Source organism: Paenibacillus pabuli NBRC 13638 (assembly GCF_001514495.1).
GTDB lineage: Bacteria > Bacillota > Bacilli > Paenibacillales > Paenibacillaceae > Paenibacillus > Paenibacillus pabuli.
On record NZ_BCNM01000014.1, the window covers coordinates 122,741 to 142,467 of the forward strand.

Sequence of the window (19,727 nt, forward strand, 5' to 3'; positions counted from 1 at the left end):
GAGTTATAGCATATCTTCAAACATATATTACCATGGGGGTGCCGAACTTGACCAATGTGCAAAAAGAGATCGACCGACGCAAGCTGGATGACAAACTTCCTTCCATGCCCTGGTTCGTTCAGCAATTCATTGACTATAAATTACCGGATTTATCACCGTCTACCTTGCTTGAATATATAAGGGATTATGAAGCCTTTTTTGGCTGGATGCGAGCAGAAGGTCTGTCCCAGGCTGGTTCCAATAAAGAGGTTACACTGACTGAACTGGAAGTGCTTCGAATGGAATCAGTGACATCATACCGTTTGTTTCTGGCTACCAAGCGTGAAGGAGCGAATTCCAGAATCACGGTCTCCCGCAAGCTTTCATCCCTGCGTTCGCTGTTTCATTATTTAAGTCAGATTGCTGAAGATGAAGATTTCTATCCTCTGCTGAAACGAAACATCATGGCGAAGATTGAAATTAAACGTACCCATAAGCCAAAAGATACCGCAGCGAAGTTAAAAGGAAAGCTCTTGGAAGATGAAGAGCTGTTGGAATTTATCGGGTACATCCTTGAAGGATACGCTGTGGATATGGAGAAAAACAAACAGGCACTATATTCGCATGAGTTAAACAAAGAAAGGGATGCATGTATTGCAAGCCTCATTCTGAATTCGGGTTTGCGTGTATCGGAAGTTGTGAACCTGAACGTGGATGATCTCGATTTGAACAATAAGCTGTTGTATGTATATCGCAAGGGCAATAATGATGAGACCTTCAAAACACCCGTTTATTTCAGAGAGCAAGCCAAGGACGAGCTTGCAACCTATATCAATCTGCGCCAATCACGTTACCGTACACCCAAGCGGGAAAAAGGGTTGTTCATCGCTCTTCGCAACGGGGATTCCGAAGGAAGCCGGATGACCAAACGAGCGATACAGGCGATGATTATGAAGTACGCCAAACGATTTGGCAAACCGTATCTAACTGTTCATAAACTGCGTCACTCCTTTGCGACCGATTATTATCTGCAGAATGATATTTATAAAACCAAAGAGCAGCTCGGACACGCTTCTACAGAAACGACCGAAATTTACGCTCACCTTACTGACAAAACCATGTCAGAAGCTATTGAACGCCGCACGGATGATGGCATGTAGCCTTTTTTCCAGTTCAGAATCTTCAAGGTATCCAAAAAATACGACCTAGCGATCCCTACAGGAATATTCCGGAAAGGATCGCTATTGGTCTATTCGTACTTCTCATATCATGAAAACAACCAAACGTTTTATCCAACTCAATTATTTAGTTTACATAATATTTTTTGCGTAAAATTAAACATGCCCCTCCACGTTACCCTCTAACGATACAAGCCACTTCGCGATCTGTTCAGTCTCATCAACAGAATGCCATACAAGTTCTTCTTCCGCTGCCTGCAATAACTTGTTTTTTTCAACCGGCAACCATGAGATAATGCCAATTACCCCATGCAACGTCTCGCTCAAAGCAAAGTCTTTCTCTTCACGAACTAGAAGCAGCTTGGAAAAAGTCGCTTGTTTGTACCCTTCAATGAGAATCCAGTCATAGTCGTCCGATAGATAACTCAACATTTCATCCAATGCAGTCGGTTGCTGTTTCATGATTGCCGTACGATTATCCGACATTACAACAACAGCAGCAGCCCCTGCATGTGTAAAGCTATAAGAATCCGTTCCTGCATGATCCATCTCAAAATGGTCATGTCCATCATGTTTAATTACGGCTACGTTTCGTCCAATGGATGTCAGATACCGGGTAAGCGCAGCCGTCAATGTGCTCTTGCCCGTGTTTTTGTATCCGACAATCTGAACAATGTATGGTGCTGTATTGCGTATCTTAGTCATGTATGACCTACCTTACTTGTCCTGTGGGAAGTCTGAGAATGCGTACCTGTTCGCCCGCAGGAATACCTTTTTTCTCAGGTGGAACAACAATCAGACAATCACTATCCTTAATTGTAATCATGACACTGGATTCGTCTATACGGGAAGCAGCAGGTTTGGCATACACCATTCCATTGCGTATCTCGGTCCGTCCACGTACATATCGGGTAAAATTGTTCACCTTCGTATATGCTTCATCCAAGATGGCCGTCCATTCTTCCAGATATGGATGTGTATCCGCCTGCATGGAGCGAATCGCTGGCCGAACAAACAATTCAAATCCGACAAAGCACGCCCCGGGATTGCCAGAAAGGGCAAAGAGTAACTTATTATGGATTACAGCAGCCGTTGTCACACTGCCAGGACGCATGGTTACCTTATTAAACAGCATCTCCATATTCCCTTCCCGAACCAGATCACCCATAATATCATAATCCCCAACCGATACTCCGCCTGTTGTAACCACCATATCATTATGTTCAACCGCTTCCGTCAGCTTCGCACGAGCAGTGTCAACGTCATCTGCAATCGAACCGTACATCACCGGCTCCCCGCCTGCTTCAACGACCAGAGAGCGCAGCATATAACTGTTGCTGTTTCGAATTCGCCCCGGTTGTAACGGTTCGTCCACTTCCAGCAATTCAGTACCCGTTGCAAAAATGGCCACCTTAGGACGTCTATATACAGGCACTTGAGCAAAACCGAATGTTGCCAGCACAGACTGCTCGCCCGCCTGAATGATGGTCCCTGCTTCAAGCAGCACTTGGCCTTCTTGTACTTCCAATCCTATTGGCGTAATGTTGGTTCCCGGTTCAATACGTCGCTTCAGTGCAATCCATTGTTCGCCATGCTCTTCTTTGCTTTCCGTCATTTCCATCATGACAACCGCGTCTGCACCTTCCGGGACCTGAGCTCCTGTCATGATCCGGGCCGTTGTACCGGATGTGATCGTATAATCCGATGTATAGCCGCATGGAATTTCATCAATAATACGCAGCCATATTTGCTGATCAGTTGATGCTTCTACCGTATCCGAACTTAGAATAGCGAAGCCATCCATTCCGGAACGGCGAAAGAACGGATAAGGGTGAGGGGCATGGATCGTCTCGGCAAGTGTTCGGCCATGTGCGTTTTCTAGCGTTACTTTTTCGATCAGACTTGAAGTGACATGAGCTGCTACTTTTGCTTGAGCATCCGCGACCTGAATAGCCTTACGGACAAATTTGGCAGTCGTCATATCAACCGAATGTGAGTTCTTTTTCAATGGTATATGATCCTCCCCAGGACATTTAATTGTTTCTGAAAGTGTAGCTCGAAAGCTAATTTGTGACAAGTACTACCCTTCTGTCCAACTCACATGAAAGCCCTGTAGTCCGATTATAATATAGAAAAGGAGTTGAGATCTGTGAACAACCGATGCGAATTATGTGGAAGAGAACCTGTAGACACCACAGTCCATCATCTGACACCTAAAGAAATGGGTGGTACCTTAATGCCTATTGCTCATCTCTGCATCCCTTGCCACAAGCAAATTCATTCTTTGTACACCAACCGAGACCTGGTAACCCTCGGTCTAACTGATGTTCAGGCATTAAGGCAGGATGAGCGTGTAGCCCCTTATATCCGCTGGATTCGTAAACAACCGGCGACAACGATCCCTCGCGTGCGCAAATCCCAACATGTACGTAAATCGTAAAAAAGAACAGCGTCCAAGGTAATTTTCAGTGGCAAAACTTTCCCCACCTACCTCTTTCACTGTTCCTTTGCCAAACCTTTTAGAAATAACCATTATCGAACCACTGCCCAAGAGATTTCATATTACCTGCGCCTCATAATCCGGCCGCCACCAACCCTTGTTTTGGGCTTTTTATAAGAACTCTTCGGTGAATCAAATAATCCTCCCAGGCCACCACTGCTCTTGTTACGATCAATTGTACCCTTGCTTTGTTCCTTTTTCCGACCGAATAGTCCTCCACTCGAGCCTACGCTCGTGTCCTTATCACTTCCACGCCGGGTAATTGAACCTTTTCGATCAACTGTAATCGGCGGGGCGGCCTTTTTATCACTGCTTGTTGGTGTTCGATAAGAACCTTCACTCGGTTTGTACGTGTCTTTGTTCGTATAACCCCGATACTTTCCGGCGGATCGATTACCTCCAAACGTATCAAACAAATTACCAATTAACGTTGCAGTTAAGTACCCTTGCAAAAAGGATGAATCATAGTTCTGCCGAACATATTCCTTGGAATCGACTTCAACCAAGGTATCTTCTTTTTTATTCGGGTCTTGTTGTAGATGATAGTACTGGTCCTGATACACCAGGAACATCCGCTCTGTATTTTCCGCCGAAATCTGGTCCGGTTTACGCTGTTCAGACAATTCCTGAGCAACCTCGGGAACCGTTCGATCGGCGGCCCGGTACACATAGGACGTCGTGTTACCGCTGCCACTGACCGATTCAAGCGGATATGTGTCCTGAACGGAGGGTGCTCCGCACGCGGACAACAGGGACATCACAAGGCTGAGAACCAGCATTAATTTTAATCCGTGTGCCAAGCGCTTTTTCATTGGAACCTCTCCTAGCTCGAACGAATCACTTTGATATCCGCAGGAAGAATGGACTCTCCCTCATACAGCGTAAATCTTCTGTCTTGCCACTCCACACGCAGAAGCATGTTATCATCTGACTGATATTGCCATACGAGCTGCTCTCCAGCCTGACCATAGGGTGTCCTTCCTGCCGTGGTTACCATTCCTCCGTATTCTTCCTCCAGATGATACGCACGTCCATCCAGGTCCAGCAAGGTAGGCACCTCATCAGGTGCATCAAGCCGACCATCGATCGGTGTATAGAGGGCATACCGTGTCATTTCCCGTTCTTCAATATGCAAGTGCCGAATTGCTGTACCATCCTGCAAGGTAAGGACAGCCGCATTCCGTGCACGATGATGCACACGTCCAACAACTTCATAGGTTACCAGTGAAACCTCGCATATATCACCAGGTGTCAGTTGGAGCATCGTTTTTTCTGCCCGGGGAGGTTCCGGTTTGGCTAATATCCCTTTAATTCGTTTCCACACACTCATGCCTATTACTCCTGTTCTTTATCTTATAAACAAGCTGCAATAATTAATGCGCCCACAATATGAAGTGCACCTGAGAATAAACCGTAACCTGTCTTTCCCTGCTGAATCCCCGTATCCAGATCCAGATTGGCCCACGTCCGAATGATGAAGTGAACTACACTCTCCAGAATCAACAAAATGATAAACGAAACGACGGATACCAGTAACGCTTCTCCAAGATGACCCGCTGTCGAGATGGAGGTAGCGAGTACATAGCCTTGAGCAAAAAGCTTCATGACCATGCGTGTCGTCACAGCCATGTTGCCCGCTTTCACTTCGGCAAAATCCTTATATTTCGTGAACAACGAATCCACATACATCAAGACAAACAGCAAAACCGAACCCGACAACGTCCAGACCAGCATTGCCAAAATGTTCAAATCCATCTTCATAGCCCCCACATCTCAACATGAACCGCAATTAAAAGCGAAGGAGAAACGCTGGTCTCTCCTCCGCTGGTGACCCTGCTTAACATACAAGGCTTAGTTTTTATTTTCGTACTGCTTCATCAATGCAGCCAATTCATCTTCGACTGCCTGATCTTTGCCCAGCTTCTCAAATTCATCATCCAGCGATTTTCCTTTGGACGACATTTCATTGCTGGCTTCTGCCTGTGCTTCCATCTGCATCATTTTTTCTTCCATACGCTTCAGACCCGCGCTAGCTGTGTCAGAACCAAATCCGTTCATTGCCTTGTTGATTTCAGTTTGAGCTTTTGCTGCATTGTAGCGCGCAACCAATGTCTCACGTTTGTTTTTCATCTGAGTCAACTGCTTGCGCATTTCGTCGAGCTTGCCGCGAAGATTATCAGCAGACGCTTTGTTCTGGTCGTAGCTTGTTTTGTACTCAGCCATTTTTTCTTCAGCGACTTTCTTCTCTTCCAGCGCACGACGTGCGAGGTCCATGTTCTGGGCACGGGCAGCGGTGTGAGCCTGCTCTTCACGTTTCTTCACAAGAGCTTCCTGTTCTTCGAACAGCTGCTTGAATTTCTTCTCAATGGCAATCTGTGCGGCTACAGCTTTCTCCGCATCTTCCAGATCTTCCTGCATGTCACGGATATATTGATCCGTCATTTTAATCGGGTCTTCTGCCTTGTCAATAATGGAATTAATGTTAGACATCGTTAAATCGCGCAATCGTTTGAAAATAGACATTATGGTATTCCTCCTAGTCGATATTACATCCTTGTATATAACCATACATACGTGGCAACCTTCTACTCGTTTCAATTTTAACAAAAAAAATCATAAAAGACGATTTTAGCTTCAATGGAACTATTGAATCCGCTGATCGAATTGAATCAACGCTTCATCAAGCAGCCTCTCTGCAGTCTGCACAATCTCATCAATCTGCATCCGCGTAATTGCATCAAAATGAATTCCCATAATAAAGGTCACAGCTACTTTCAAATGCATGGCCGCTTTACGTGCAAGCCTCTCACACAACTCTTGTTCTTTATGCCCTGGAATATGCACGGTAACCCCGCTCACCCGTTCTCCATCCGGATAAAATGTCGCTACCGCTCCAATATGTGGTTTTCCTCCAGTCACCAGAAATACTTTGTCTTCTCCAGCCTCAATCACCTGTATACGAACAGACTTCAAGTCGTATGTACTCATCTTGTACCACCTATCCTTTTCTGTTTGTGATATGTATGGTGGAAGTATGGATCGGATTCAATGAATCAGCAATGAAACATCTCACATCACGAATAAATGGCTGCATTCCCGGGCATACCAAAGAGAACGCAAATTGGGAAAAGGAGGCACTAACATGCGTCTACGCCTCATTATGTTATTCATCATGTTCATTCTTCTGGGAGGAAGCTTTGCCCCTGCTCAATTAAGCGCTGCCTCAAGTCCACAAGATGAACCTGTTTCGAAGTCGGATTCATCCGAGGAGGAACAGCTGACACTCGGACAGCTTAGGCAGAAATATGCCGATACATTCAAAACGAATGGTCCTTCAACCAAACAGGTGGCTTTGACTTTTGATGATGTACCTGATCCTAGGTTCACCCCGCAGGTACTTGATATTTTGAAAAAATACAAGGTTCGGGCTACCTTTTTCATTGTGGGAAATCGCGCTGAGAAACATCCGGATTTGGTGAGACGCATGGTAAAAGAAGGACATATTGTAGGTAATCACAGCTACAATCATCCGGAGTTCAGCAAGCTGTCCATGAATGCATTTCGCAAACAAATCTTACATACCGGAGATATCATTCGCGATTTGGCGGGTTACACTCCCAAGATGATCCGCCCACCTTATGGAGACATTAACGAACAACAGCTGCAATGGTCAGCCAAGCAACGTTACAGCATTGTGAACTGGAACGTTGATTCCCTGGACTGGAAGGGCCTACCCAAAGATAAAGTAAAGGAGAACATTCTCTCCGCGGTTAAACCCGGTTCGATTGTTTTGCAGCATGCAGGAGGCGGTGTAGGTTCGAATCTGAACGGCACGATCGAAGCACTGCCTGAAGTTATTAAGGAATTGCGTAATCGAGGGTATGAGCTGGTCACTTTGGACGAAATGCTGGGCCTGCCTAAGGGCAAGTAGGATTTGTTAGTATGTGAGGAGTTCGTATATACAAAGGGTGTCCTTCCATCACATTATCGTGACCAAAGGACACCCTATTCTAATTCGTAAGTTCAAAGTGTAGTTGCACTGGAAATGTGCAGCTCATTTGTGTTGTTATTTTAAAATGTAAAGTTCTACATCCTGAATACCGAATGTACTCACGGACTGTTTGCTCCCTGGAATATAGATATCAATCTTATGCCCTTTGATCGCACTCCCCACATCTCGAGCCGTAGCAACAAATGCCTGTTTAGGAAGCCCTGGATGTGTGTGACCAGTTACTAGGACCTTCGTTCCCAGCGGAATAATACTCGGGTCTACTGCAATGGTACCCAATTCGAGCGGGTTACCGAAGTAGTCCACAGCACCCCATCCTCCATTTTCGGAAGCGTCTGCGGAGTAGGCCGTTGCTTTTACATCGACTGACTTGCTGTAGTCAAATGTTTTCCCCCAGGCTTGAACGCTCTTGTTGTCTGCGTTGACATCAAGACTGGCTGTCGTTATCGTTTTAGCGTTTGTAGCTGCTGCTGCAGATACGGTGTTTGTTTTGCCAGGAATCGTAATTTTCAAACCGCCATAGATGTTGTAAGTGGAAATGTCACTGTTAGCTTTAATGAGTGTGTTTAACCCAACTCCATATTGCTTGGATAAGGTGTAGAAGGTATCCCCCTCTTTGGCCACATGAACTGAATCAGCGTGAGCCGGAACCGCCTGAATCAGCATTGCTGCTGTCAGCAAAGCTGTTGCTGTTTTGGCTATACGTTTCTTGTTAATCATGGTCTTCCTCCCTCATTGTGCCTGCGAAGTTAGTTGTCGGATTCGGATGGAGGAGACCACCCTATAGGTCCTAATTACATTCAAGACTATATGTACGCCCTAATTCACCCCAAGCAGCGTGCCCTCTTTCTTCCCCAGCACATTCTGCATCATTACATCCTCCACACTTCTTGTCCAGAAGTTTCGGCAGGAACAAATATATCACAATTTTGTAACCTTGAGTCGTAGTAAATGTTACCAAATGGGTAAAAGATCTCTTCACAAATGCAGAAAATATGCGAATTTTTCAAGTTACCATCTGTTTGTTGTTGTTCCTTTAATGACAGAAACGTTACTTTTTATGTAAATTCAATCTTATGTTATGTTCACCATCACAAAAAACCTTGCCGACTGCGTGTCGACAAGGCTTTATCGTGGTTGCTAAAGTCCATTAAAATTAGAGCACTTTGGCCAGGAAATCACGTGTACGTGCATGCTTGGGTTCACCAAACACTTCAGCAGGTGTTCCTTCTTCTACAATTACCCCGCCATCCATAAACAGGATCCGATCTCCGACTTCGCGAGCAAAGCCCATCTCATGCGTTACAATCACCATGGTCATGCCACCTTCAGCAAGACGCTTCATGACATCCAGCACCTCACCGACCATTTCAGGGTCAAGTGCAGAAGTTGGCTCGTCAAACAGCATGACATGCGGCTGCATGGCAAGAGCTCTTGCAATAGCAATCCGCTGTTTCTGTCCACCAGACAGCTGATTCGGATAAGCATCTTTTTTGTCGGACAGGCCGACCGTCTTGAGCAACTCTGCCGAGATTTGTTCCGCTTCCTGAACGGATTGCTTTTTCACTTTGATGGGAGCGATTGTAATGTTCTGCTGGACCGTTTTGTGCGGAAACAGGTTAAAGTGCTGGAAGACCATGCCCATTTTTTCACGAGTCGCGTTAATGTTGTGTTTAGGATCTGTGATCGACACGCCTTCAAAATTAATTTCGCCGGAAGTCGGCTGCTCCAGCAGGTTCAAGCAGCGCAAAAATGTACTTTTTCCCGATCCGGACGGTCCGATGACCACAACAACCTCACCTTTGCCGATTGTTACGTTAATGCCCTTGAGCACATCGTTATTACCATATGATTTGTGTAATTGTCTAACGTCTATCACTTGCACTCAACTTCCTTTCCAGTCGACCCAGCAGCTTGGACAAAATGAACGTCAGCACAAAGTAAATGGCTGCTGCAATCAGGAATGGGTTCATTCCTTGGTACGTAATGTTTTTGACTACACTTGCCTGGTACATAATGTCCACCATACCGATAACCGAGATAATGGAGGATTCCTTGATAATGGTTACGAACTCATTACCGATTGCTGGCAATACGGCTTTAAAAGCTTGTGGAAGCACGATGAAACGCATTGCAGCTGTTCTGCCCATCCCCAGGGAACGTGCCGCTTCCAGCTGACCGCGATCCACACCCTGAACACCCGCACGGAAGATCTCCGCAAGATAGGCACCACTATTAATGGAGAGTGTAATGATACCTGCCTGAAGTGGCGTGAAATTAATACCCATAGTCAGTGCAAGGCCATAGTAGATAATCATCAGTTGAACCAGCATTGGCGTACCTCGAATGACCTCAACGTAAGCTGTACCGATCCAGCGCAAAATTGCGACGTCATGCAAACGGAACAGACAGATGATCAAACCGATGATAACCCCGAATATCACACCAAGTGCAGACAGTAGAAGGGTGTAGCCCACACCTGTCGCATAAAAGCTTTTATACTGCCAGAACACTTCAAAAATATTCTGATTTTTGTCCAGCTTGTCCGCATTCAACTGACTCGCTTCTTTAACCATTTGCTCAATTTTATTTTCGCTTTTCAGACGTTCGAGCGTCCCGTTCACTGCGGTCAGCAGTTCCGTATTGCCCTTGCGAATCCCGATCGCTGCTTCTACCTGCTCTTCATCCGGAATAGCAGGAGCTAGTCCGATAATATCATCCAGATAACCAGCAGCTACCGTATCCTCGACGATCGCCGCATTCACACGATTGGTCTGCAATTGCAGCACGATATCGGATATTTTATCAAGTGCTGTCAGTTTTGCGCCTGGGATTCCCTGACCAATCGTTTCCTGAATGGAGCCTTTTTGTACTCCAATTTTTTCATTTTCCAATTCTGCCATCGTAGGATATTTGTCTTTATCCGTATTACGTATCATGATAACTTGTTTTGATTTATAATAGGTATCGGAAAAGTCGATACTTTTCTTGCGCTCATCTGTCGGTGTCATTCCCGAGATGACCATATCCACACGACCACTCTGCAATGCAGGCAGCAGTCCGTCAAAACCCATATCCTCGATCACAAGTTCTGCGCCAAGATCGGCTGCAATTTCTTTGGCAATGGCAATATCAAAGCCCACAATTTGGTCTTTACCGTCAATGACTTTATGGAATTCATATGGTGCAAAATCGGCGCTAGTACCGAGCACCAGCTTTTTACTGCTTGAATCGCCTGTGGTTCCCGTTGCCGATGCAACAGGCGCAACGGTAGTTAACAGAACCAACAAAGCCAGCAGCATCATAGTGTAACGACTAATCAATTTCAACCCTGTTCTCCCCTTATACAACTTGGTGTGCTTCTCTTGTTGATGCCTGAGTCATTATAAAGTAGAATGCATGATTATGCAATGCATTTCGTGATGTTTTATTACAGCTTGTTTCTGAAAAATAACTGCAACTATGATATAATCATTAATTATTTTCATTTTTGCGAAGGAGTCCATGATGACACATACCAAAACACAAATTTTAACGGTCATTGATCAATATGCTTCCCGTTTTAAGGAGATTTCATCATACATTGGTGCCCATCCGGAACTCGGGAATGAAGAATATCTCGCTTCGGCTCGGTTAAAGGAAGAACTTGCCTATCACGGATTCTCAGTAGAAGCTCCTGTTCTTGGATTGGAGACGGCCTTCATCGGTACGTACTCTGCCTCTAAGCCAGGTCCTACCATTGCCCTCCTGTGTGAGTACGATGCACTGCCTGAAATCGGACACGCGTGCGGACATCATTTAATCTGCATGATGAGCCTCGGAGCTTCTGTTGGTCTTAAATCCATACTGGATGAAACGGGCGGAACATTGAAAGTGTTCGGTACGCCAGCGGAAGAAACACGCGGTGCCAAAGTGCCTATGGCTGAAGCAGGTTTATTCGATGATTGTGATATCGCACTGATGGCTCACCCCTACTATGCGTATGAGAAATCAGGCAGCTCTCTGGCGATTGACGCGGTGCAATTTGAGTTTCATGGCAAATCTTCACATGCTGCTGCAAGTCCACATGAAGGCATTAATGCACTGGATGCGGTAATTCAGACGTTCAATGGGATTAATGCGTTCCGCCAACAAGTGAAAAGCACAGTTCGGATTCACGGTGTTATCAATAGCGGAGGACAGGCAGCGAACATCATTCCAGACTACGCTTCTGCCCAATTCTATGTTCGTGCCTCGACGAGAAAAGAATTGAATATCCTCACCGAGCGTGTGATTCAGATTGCGGAAGGCTCTGCTCTGCAAACCGGGTGCCGGCTGATTACATCCAATTATGAGACTTCTTATGATGAGATGGTTACCAATGAATCGTTATCGGCTGCCTTTAGTGCAAACTTGCTTGAGCTGGGCATTCCTCAAGAGGAGATTGTGAGCGGGAATGATCACGGTTCCATGGATATCGGTAATGTTTCCCTGCGCTGTCCTGCCATCCACCCTTATATTCGTGTTGTGGACGAGGTACATACCCTTCACTCCATCGAGTTCCGTGATTTGGCGCTGCAAGACCGCGCCCTGGATGGTATGATTCTCGGAGCCAAGGCACTTGCTGCAACCGCGTATGATGTCTTGACCCAGCCTGAACTGCTGCAAACAATTCGAACAGAATTTGATGGTGTACGTCGCTAAGTTTATTCGCAAACTGGCGCGCCATCCTTCAAGGGGTGTCCTCATGGACCTGTAATTCAGGTCTGGGAGACACCCCTTTTGTTCATTTTGAATACGTATATCCAGACCCAAGCTGGAAATGCTGTGAAAAGAAAATATTGAAAATTATTGAAAATTCTACATTTGTTGCAGCACTTCATGGTTCATTTGCTGTCTAACTTGGTTATTTATAGCTATAACTTTATCTTGAGTTCAGGAGGTGCTGTCATGCTGCTCGAAGCGATGTATCACGTTCCCCGCGACAAATGGGCTTATGCATATAACCCGTCTACCATTCACCTGCGTGTACGAACCAAGAGAAATGACGTAGAATATGTGACTGCACTGACCGGTGATAAGTACGATTGGGATGGAACTTACAAGGAAATTCAACTGGAGAAGGCTGCTTCAGACAGCATGTTTGATTACTGGGAGGCTGCAGTCAATCCCAAATTTAAGCGTCTGACCTACATCTTCCGCATAACCGCCGGATCAGAAAATATTTTTTTGGCTGACAACGGAATTCATTACGATGCCCCTTATCCCACCGGAGGATATTATGAATTTTCCTACATACATGAAATTGATGTATTTAAGGTCCCCGAATGGGCAAAAGAAGCCGTCTTCTATCAAATCATGACCGAAAGGTTTGCGAACGGTAATCCGGATCTGAATCCGGAAGGGACCCAGGAATGGGGCGGCCAGCCTGAACTGGATAACTACTTCGGCGGAGACCTGCAAGGTGTGCTTAATCACCTGGACGATCTGACCAAACTCGGTGTCAACGCCATCTACTTCACCCCATTGTTTCAAGCCAACTCCTACCACAAATACGACACCGTCGATTATAAAAAAGTAGACCCCCATTTCGGAGACAATGAATTACTCAAAAAAGTAGCAGAACAATGCCATCGCCGTGGAATCCGGGTCATGCTTGACGCGGTTTTTAACCATTGCAGTGAAGACTTTCCCCCGTTTCAGGACGTACTGAGGAATGGAAAAAATTCCAAATATGCAGACTGGTTTCATATCAATGAATATCCGGTGCAGATCAAGAACGGAATCCCTACTTACGATACATTTGGGTTTTATGGCAATATGCCCAAGTTTAATACTGCCAATTCCGAAGTTAAAGCCTATTTGCTCGATGTCGCTGAATACTGGATCAAGGAAATCAAGCTCGATGGCTGGCGACTGGATGTGGCCAATGAGGTGGATAATCATTTCTGGCGTGACTTCCGCAAAGTGGTCAAAGCCGCCAATCCGGAAGCCTATATAGTAGGTGAAGTCTGGAGTGATTCCTTGACCTGGCTCATGGGGGATCAATTTGATTCCGTGATGAACTATCCTTTTGCTGACAAAGTGCTTGAGTTCTTCTGTGGTTCTATGGATGGTTACAACTTTGCTAACGAGATGGGCTCACTCATTATGCGATACCCGCAACAGACCAACGAAGTGATTTTCAATATGCTGTGCAGCCATGATACCCCTCGCCTGCTCACTCGGTGCGGAGAAGACAAACGCAGATTAAAGTTGTCTGTTGTATTTCTTTTCACTTATATCGGTACGCCTTGTATATTCTACGGGGATGAAGTTGGTATAAGCGGGGAGGCTGATCCGGATTGTCGCAAATGTATGCAATGGGATCCGGCCAAGCAAGATCGGGAGCTTTATGATTTCTACCGCCTGATGATTGATTTGCGTAAAAGTAATGAGGCGCTGCGGAAAGGTCGTTTTCGTTTCCTCAAAGCAGATCGCAATGATCCCTGTATCGTGTACGAACGCGTGGACGACACCCTTCACTTTACGATATGGATGAACAATACTCCGCAAGAACGTACACTGTCTCACCCAATGGAAACGAGGGACTGGAGAGATGCGTTGACTGAAGAACCCGTAGTTCCAACGGATGGTATGATGAATATCAAACTTGATCCATACGGGTACCGTATTTTGTACAGACAACTGGAGACGATCTAACTCATACCAAAAAACTTATGGAGTATTGGGTGAATGTTTCCATTCATCGGATGCTCCATAAGTTTTTTTTCAGAAGGTAACAATCATTTCTAATGTTATAACTTTGTGGTTTTTAGATCCCCATTGGCAGCGATCGTTATTCTCCACCTCGTAGAGTTCGCACCCATCATAACCATTTCGTTTACCAGCTGATAAACGGTTCCGTTATTATCCTTCACAAGGTCAACCACTACGTTTTTCCCATTTGTCGAGGGACTTGCGCCAAATAGGTAACGCCCCGTGGCATTTGCCGTAATCACCAGCATGTTGTCTCTTATGATGTTGCCCTCCACCGTGTTATTAACCATGTCCAGATGTACTGCCCACCAGGTCCCTTCATATTTCAATCGATTTCCCGTGACCATATTGTTTGAGCCTCTTACTTGAAGACATGTCCCCTTCCCTTCCACTGAATTATGAGAAAAGGTACAATCATTATGCAAGCTGACCATTCGGTCAGGATTAGAATTCTCAAAACCGGGTCTAATGATGTTGCTCGTCGCAATTACTCCATTGGCAATATCCATGGCGATGCCCGCCTCGGCAATGTAATTGCCTTTTACGATAATATGACCATCTGCGACAATTCCCCAGTGTTTTCCTCTTGGAATAATAATATTGTCAGATATAATGCCGATGTCCATGCCTTCTGGACCTTTAGTTGTTTTCGCTTCAATGGCAGCCATAGCACTTGGCCTAGAGATCGTGTCAATCAGGTTACCCTGGATCACAAACAGGTGGTTGCTTACATCGTTGGGATTGAACTGTGACGGAGAGAAAGACACCGAAATGACCGATGTTTTTTGGATCGCATTAAAATAATTGGAGGTTACAAATGCACCTTCGAACCCGATTAATCCTACACCAAATGCGGTACCAATTAAGCTATTCCCATGGATATGCATGTTCTTGGCCCCGGACTCACCACCCTCATTATTGCAAGTGATTCCCCCACCGATTGTAGGTGCATTTGCCAACTGTTGTCCTCCTGAAAAAGCAGCATAATCCTGATCACTGGACAACACTGGGGAGTGCAAAAAGTTATTCGTGATGGAGACATGCCATGTTGCCTTGACGAGAATCCCATCCCCAAGAAATCTGGAACAATCATTCTCACGAATCACGACAAAAGCCAAGTTTCTGCGGACTGCAATCGGCTCTTCTCCCAGATGATGCAGCTTATTATTTCGAATAACCACATTGCGGGCAGGCTGATCTTGACTGTTGGAACCATTAACTCCAATCCCGTCGGTAAATTGGCTTATTTCATTCTGTTGCAATAGTACATTGCTCGAATTTTCAATGTGGAGCCCTGTTTTGTTTTTACTCCAAGCGGCTTGAGTCGTACGCACCAAAGTTAGCCCACTGATTTCAACATGGTCACTGCCTTCAATCCGGATTCCCTGATCCGAAACCTCCAAGATCGCTCCCGGAAGGGCTCTAATGATCACGGATCTGCCACTAAAGGTATAGAACCATCCTGTCTTGACCACTTTATAATGTCCTGGCGTAAATAATAAAACATCTCCTTGCTGTGCCGAATCAAAAAAAGCCTTGAGCTGTACAGACTGATTGCTGCCATCTCCTGGCGCAAAATTTCTCACATCAATGATATTGCCTGAGAGGGTGGATTGCACAGCGGCGATGTTGCCCATAACCTGAGCAAACATTTCATTCATTTTGACCGAATTGTACCCGTCAGCACTACTTAAAGCCTGCAAATTAGGATTGTACTTCGTGTTAAAATTAATGAAGTTCATTATCCATTCGCCCCCTCTTATCATCGTACAAAAAAAACCGCAGTACGATTATACTGCGGCTCGTTTGAAGGACTATTTGTTGGATTCTAGCGTGATCCTACGATATATATTCATATACTCTTCAGCTGATACGTTCCAACTGTAGTCACCGCTCATTGCGTTTTTCACGATCTTTTTCCAGTGCTCCGGTTGACGGTAAAATTCCTCGGCACGGCGAATGGTATTCATCATGTCATGGGCGTTAAAGCTTGTAAATGAAAATCCATTCCCCTCACCGCTGAATTCATTGTATGCCTGCACGGTATCGTTCAGACCCCCTGTTTCACGGACAAGAGGTACGCTGCCATAACGGAGTGCAAGCAGCTGGCTAATACCGCATGGTTCAAATCTGGATGGCATCAGGAACAGATCACTACCTGCATAGAAACGGCGAGACAATCCATCGTTGAATGTAATCTGGGCAGACATTTTTAGCGGATAACGATTGGCTGCCTCACGGAACCAATGCTCATAAGCCGGATCACCCGTACCTAATACGGCAAACTGAATGTCGTCATAATACAACAACTCATCCAATACTCGGCAGACCAGGTCCAAACCTTTGGAATCCACAAGCCTTGTAACCATGACCATAAGTGGAGCATCCGGTCGAACTGGCAGTCCCAACTCCTTCTGCAGCTCTATCTTGTTCTCTATTTTCTTGGACAAGCTTGTTCTGTATTTAACCGGAATTTTCGAGTCTGCCGCAGGGTTGTAACTCTTGGTGTCGATACCGTTCACGATTCCACTAAATCGCTCTCCGAGGGAACTTAGCAATCCATCTAGGCCATAACCGTAATAGGACGTTTGTACTTCCCTGGCATATGTAGGGCTGACCGTCGTTACATGATCCGCGTAGACAATGCCTGCTTTCAGGAAATTGACGTTACCGTAATACTCCGCCCCGTCCACCGTAAAGTACCGATCATCCAACTCCAGCAGATCACTGAATAGCTCATGGGGGAACACACCTTGATATAACAAGTTATGTATCGTGAACACCGTTCTCATGTCACTGTAGAAAGAATCATGTGCATAATGAGCCTCCAGCAATAAAGGAATCATCCCTGCATGCCAGTCATGACTGTGCAATACATCCGGCTTGAATTCGATTTGCGGCAGCACTTCAAGAACAGCACGATTGAAGAAAGCAAATCGCTCGCCATCATCCATATAGCCGTATACACCGTCACGTCCAAAATAATATTCATTATCCACAAAGTAAACCGTAATGCCGTCATGCACCAACTTTTCAATCCCACAATAGGGTCTTCGCCAGCCTAGAGGTACTTCCGTTGTAATGACTGGCTCCATGGCGTCTTTGTATTCATCCGGAATACCTTTGTATTTGGGCAAAATGACGCGAACATCCGCCCCGCCTTTCTTCAATGCCTGTGGCAATGCACCAATGACGTCAGCAAGTCCTCCTGTTTTAATAAATGGATGTACTTCAGCAGCAGCAAATAGAATGTTCATGCCTTCGTCCTCCTCTTCGGTTTACCTGATGTACTTGTAGTAGTTGTATTCCTTTCTTTTGTTGCGATGGTTTTTGATCTTACGGATTTCACTTCAGGGGGTGCTGCATCCGTTTTCCGACGAGTATTCTTTTTTAAAATAACTACGCTTAGCGGAGGGAGGACCAGCTCAAGGCTATGTGGTTGACCATGAAAAGGAATCTTTTCAGTAGCTACCTGCATATCATTGAGTATACCTGATCCTCCGTAATCGGAATGATCACTGTTCAGGACTTCGGTGTACATACCGGGACGCATGACGCCAATCCGGTAACGCTCCCGCTTGACCGGCTGAAAGTTAATGAGCACAAGGAGTGTATCCGCAGGTTTTTTTCCTTTGCGCACATATGAAATGACGCTCTGATCCTGATCATCTGGAGCAATCCATTCATACCCTTCAAAGGAATGATCAAGCTCCCACAAAGCTTTTTCGCCCAAGTATAACTCGGACAGATCCCGTTCAAACTTGTGGAGTTTACGGTGACTGTCATAGTTCAGCAAAAACCAGTCCAGTTCATCTTCATCTTTCCATTCGATAAACTGGCCAAATTCTCCACCCATAAACAGCAGCTTTTTGCCTGGGAATGTCATAAAGTAACCCATAAAGGCACGCATGCCAGCAAATTTCTGCTCGTATGTTCCTGGCATCTTGTCTAGGAGTGACTTTTTGCCATGAACCACCTCGTCATGAGACAGAGGAAGCACGTAATTTTCAGCAAAGGAGTATACGACCGGGAAAGTCAGCAAATGATGTTTGGAAGGACGCTCATGAAAATCTGATTTCATGTAATCAAGCGTATCGTTCATCCATCCCATGTTCCATTTATAGTTGAAGCCTAATCCGCCTTGATCCACTGGCGACGTCACCATCGGCCATGCACTGGATTCTTCAGCCATCATCAGTGCATATGGAAAGTATTTAAAGACAGTCTCATTAAGCTGCTGTAAAAAAGCGACCGCTTCCTTGTTTTCCAGACCGCCTTCATTGTTGGTTCGATATTGACCCGGTTGCTTTTCGAAATCCAGTTTAAGCATGCTGGTCACTGCGTCAACACGCAGCCCATCAAAATGGTACATCTCCATCCAGTACAGGGCATTGGAGATCAAGAACGAGCGAATCTCAGGTTTGGAGTAATCAAAGCTCAAGGTGCCCCAGCCTGGTCTCTCTGCTAACAGTGGATCTGCGTATTCGTACAAAGGTGTTCCGTCAAACAAACGCAAACCATGTGCGTCCTTTGCAAAATGTGCAGGAACCCAGTCAAGTAATACACCAATTCCAGCCTGATGTAGCGTATCAACCAGATACATCAGATCTTTAGGCTGCCCGTAACGGCTTGTTGGCGCGTAAAAACCTGTATTTTGATACCCCCACGAAAGGTCGTATGGATGTTCACTTAGGGGCATCATCTCTACATGGGTATATTTCATCTCCAATAAATAAGGAACAAGCAAGTCCGCTAGCTCACGATAACTGTACAGTGTACCGTCTTCTTTACGTTTCCACGTTCCTGCATGCATTTCATAAATATGTAGAGGTTTGTTATAGATGGATCGTTGTTTGCGTCTCCACGCGCCGTCATTCCATTTGTAACCTTCAATGGAACTCGTGATCGAAGCAGTACGTGGACGGACTTCAGCATGAAAAGCATAGGGATCTGCTTTAAGCAATTCGGTTCCCTCTTCCGTTAATATACGGAATTTGTATAAAGTTCCTTCACTGATTTCCGGAAAAAAACGAGTCCAAAATCCAGAATCGGGTATCTTATATAATGGTTCCTGTTCACCTTTCCAATCATTGCGGTCAAGCGCTAGACCTACTTCTTTGGCATTAGGAGCCCACACGGTAAAGCGATATCCCTGTCGATGATCTTCGATCGCAGGCTGTGCGCCCAATATTCGATAACTGTGATGAAGGTTTCCTTCATGAAACAAATAAATATGCTCCGGCGATATTTCCGGGTTTGCCAATGGTTGAATGGCCAAGAGATCACCTTCTTCTCCAGAAAATAGATGTAACAGTAACCATTA

The 19,727-nt window shown here is 45.5% G+C and carries 18 protein-coding genes and 1 riboswitch; of the genes, 5 read left to right on the forward strand and 13 right to left on the reverse strand.

Features of this window, described 5'->3' with window-relative positions; genetic code table 11:
- The first annotated feature begins 32 nt into the window (after positions 1 to 32).
- Positions 33 to 1,139, forward strand: a complete 1,107-nt coding sequence (xerS, locus tag PPA03S_RS19415) for a tyrosine recombinase XerS (protein ID WP_062325329.1) — start codon at positions 33 to 35, stop codon at positions 1,137 to 1,139.
- 174 nt (positions 1,140 to 1,313) lie between these two features.
- On the opposite strand, the gene mobB is transcribed toward xerS, so the two are convergent.
- Both mobB and PPA03S_RS19425 read right to left on the reverse strand, forming a co-directional pair.
- Positions 1,314 to 1,862, reverse strand: coding sequence for a molybdopterin-guanine dinucleotide biosynthesis protein B (gene mobB, locus PPA03S_RS19420; RefSeq protein ID WP_062325330.1), 549 nt, complete (start codon positions 1,860 to 1,862; stop codon positions 1,314 to 1,316).
- Positions 1,863 to 1,869: 7 nt separating this feature from the next.
- Positions 1,870 to 3,138, reverse strand: a complete 1,269-nt coding sequence (locus tag PPA03S_RS19425; protein WP_062325495.1) for a molybdopterin molybdotransferase MoeA — start codon at positions 3,136 to 3,138, stop codon at positions 1,870 to 1,872.
- Positions 3,139 to 3,306: 168 nt separating this feature from the next.
- On the opposite strand from PPA03S_RS19425, the gene hlpB reads away from it, so the two are divergent.
- Positions 3,307 to 3,597: an HNH nuclease-like protein HlpB gene (hlpB, locus tag PPA03S_RS32410; RefSeq protein WP_082704229.1), complete on the forward strand. Its 291-nt coding sequence runs from the start codon at positions 3,307 to 3,309 to the stop codon at positions 3,595 to 3,597.
- A 122-nt stretch (positions 3,598 to 3,719) separates the two neighbouring features.
- Here hlpB and PPA03S_RS19430 read toward each other — a convergent pair whose 3' ends face one another.
- From PPA03S_RS19430 to lpdD, 5 genes are all read right to left on the reverse strand, one after another.
- Positions 3,720 to 4,469, reverse strand: coding sequence for a DUF4247 domain-containing protein (locus PPA03S_RS19430; protein ID WP_062325332.1), 750 nt, complete (start codon positions 4,467 to 4,469; stop codon positions 3,720 to 3,722).
- Between the two features lie 11 nt (positions 4,470 to 4,480).
- A complete protein-coding gene (locus tag PPA03S_RS19435; protein ID WP_062325334.1) occupies positions 4,481 to 4,987 on the reverse strand; it encodes a DUF4178 domain-containing protein in 507 nt (168 codons plus the stop codon).
- Positions 4,988 to 5,010: 23 nt separating this feature from the next.
- Complete coding sequence (locus PPA03S_RS19440) at positions 5,011 to 5,412, reverse strand: DUF350 domain-containing protein (protein ID WP_062325336.1); 402 nt, start codon at positions 5,410 to 5,412, stop codon at positions 5,011 to 5,013.
- A gap of 96 nt (positions 5,413 to 5,508) precedes the next feature.
- Positions 5,509 to 6,180 carry a PspA/IM30 family protein gene (locus PPA03S_RS19445; protein WP_062325338.1) on the reverse strand — a complete coding sequence of 224 codons (672 nt, stop codon included), beginning with the start codon at positions 6,178 to 6,180 and terminating at the stop codon, positions 5,509 to 5,511.
- A 120-nt stretch (positions 6,181 to 6,300) separates the two neighbouring features.
- Positions 6,301 to 6,645: a prenylated flavin chaperone LpdD gene (lpdD, locus tag PPA03S_RS19450; RefSeq protein WP_062325340.1), complete on the reverse strand. Its 345-nt coding sequence runs from the start codon at positions 6,643 to 6,645 to the stop codon at positions 6,301 to 6,303.
- 154 nt (positions 6,646 to 6,799) lie between these two features.
- Here lpdD and PPA03S_RS19455 point away from each other — a divergent pair, with 154 nt between their 5' ends.
- Positions 6,800 to 7,588, forward strand: coding sequence for a polysaccharide deacetylase family protein (locus PPA03S_RS19455; protein ID WP_062325342.1), 789 nt, complete (start codon positions 6,800 to 6,802; stop codon positions 7,586 to 7,588).
- A gap of 135 nt (positions 7,589 to 7,723) precedes the next feature.
- On the opposite strand, the gene PPA03S_RS19460 is transcribed toward PPA03S_RS19455, so the two are convergent.
- From PPA03S_RS19460 to PPA03S_RS19470, 3 genes are all read right to left on the reverse strand, one after another.
- Positions 7,724 to 8,386 (reverse strand): 3D domain-containing protein, encoded by a 663-nt coding sequence (locus PPA03S_RS19460; protein WP_062325344.1) that lies wholly within the window; start codon positions 8,384 to 8,386, stop codon positions 7,724 to 7,726.
- 2 nt (positions 8,387 to 8,388) lie between these two features.
- Positions 8,389 to 8,585: riboswitch (cyclic di-AMP (ydaO/yuaA leader) on the reverse strand.
- Positions 8,586 to 8,822: 237 nt separating this feature from the next.
- Positions 8,823 to 9,545, reverse strand: a complete 723-nt coding sequence (locus PPA03S_RS19465; RefSeq protein WP_062325346.1) for an amino acid ABC transporter ATP-binding protein — start codon at positions 9,543 to 9,545, stop codon at positions 8,823 to 8,825.
- Positions 9,532 to 10,995: an ABC transporter substrate-binding protein/permease gene (locus tag PPA03S_RS19470; protein ID WP_062325347.1), complete on the reverse strand. Its 1,464-nt coding sequence runs from the start codon at positions 10,993 to 10,995 to the stop codon at positions 9,532 to 9,534. The genes PPA03S_RS19465 and PPA03S_RS19470 overlap by 14 nt, the downstream gene beginning before the upstream one ends.
- 178 nt (positions 10,996 to 11,173) lie before the next feature.
- On the opposite strand from PPA03S_RS19470, the gene PPA03S_RS19475 reads away from it, so the two are divergent.
- Positions 11,174 to 12,349 (forward strand): M20 family metallopeptidase, encoded by a 1,176-nt coding sequence (locus tag PPA03S_RS19475; RefSeq protein WP_062325349.1) that lies wholly within the window; start codon positions 11,174 to 11,176, stop codon positions 12,347 to 12,349.
- A gap of 246 nt (positions 12,350 to 12,595) precedes the next feature.
- Positions 12,596 to 14,347, forward strand: coding sequence for an alpha-glycosidase (locus PPA03S_RS19480; protein WP_062325351.1), 1,752 nt, complete (start codon positions 12,596 to 12,598; stop codon positions 14,345 to 14,347).
- Between the two features lie 95 nt (positions 14,348 to 14,442).
- Here the strand turns inward: PPA03S_RS19480 and PPA03S_RS19485 are convergent, their stop codons facing one another.
- From PPA03S_RS19485 to glgB, 3 genes are all read right to left on the reverse strand, one after another.
- Positions 14,443 to 16,146: a NosD domain-containing protein gene (locus tag PPA03S_RS19485; RefSeq protein ID WP_062325353.1), complete on the reverse strand. Its 1,704-nt coding sequence runs from the start codon at positions 16,144 to 16,146 to the stop codon at positions 14,443 to 14,445.
- A gap of 72 nt (positions 16,147 to 16,218) precedes the next feature.
- Positions 16,219 to 17,661: a glycogen synthase GlgA gene (glgA, locus tag PPA03S_RS19490; protein WP_062325355.1), complete on the reverse strand. Its 1,443-nt coding sequence runs from the start codon at positions 17,659 to 17,661 to the stop codon at positions 16,219 to 16,221.
- On the reverse strand, positions 17,658 to 19,682 hold the full coding sequence (gene glgB / locus PPA03S_RS19495) for a 1,4-alpha-glucan branching protein GlgB (protein WP_157284270.1): 2,025 nt from the start codon (positions 19,680 to 19,682) through the stop codon (positions 17,658 to 17,660). The genes glgA and glgB overlap by 4 nt, the downstream gene beginning before the upstream one ends.
- Positions 19,683 to 19,727 lie beyond the last annotated feature (45 nt).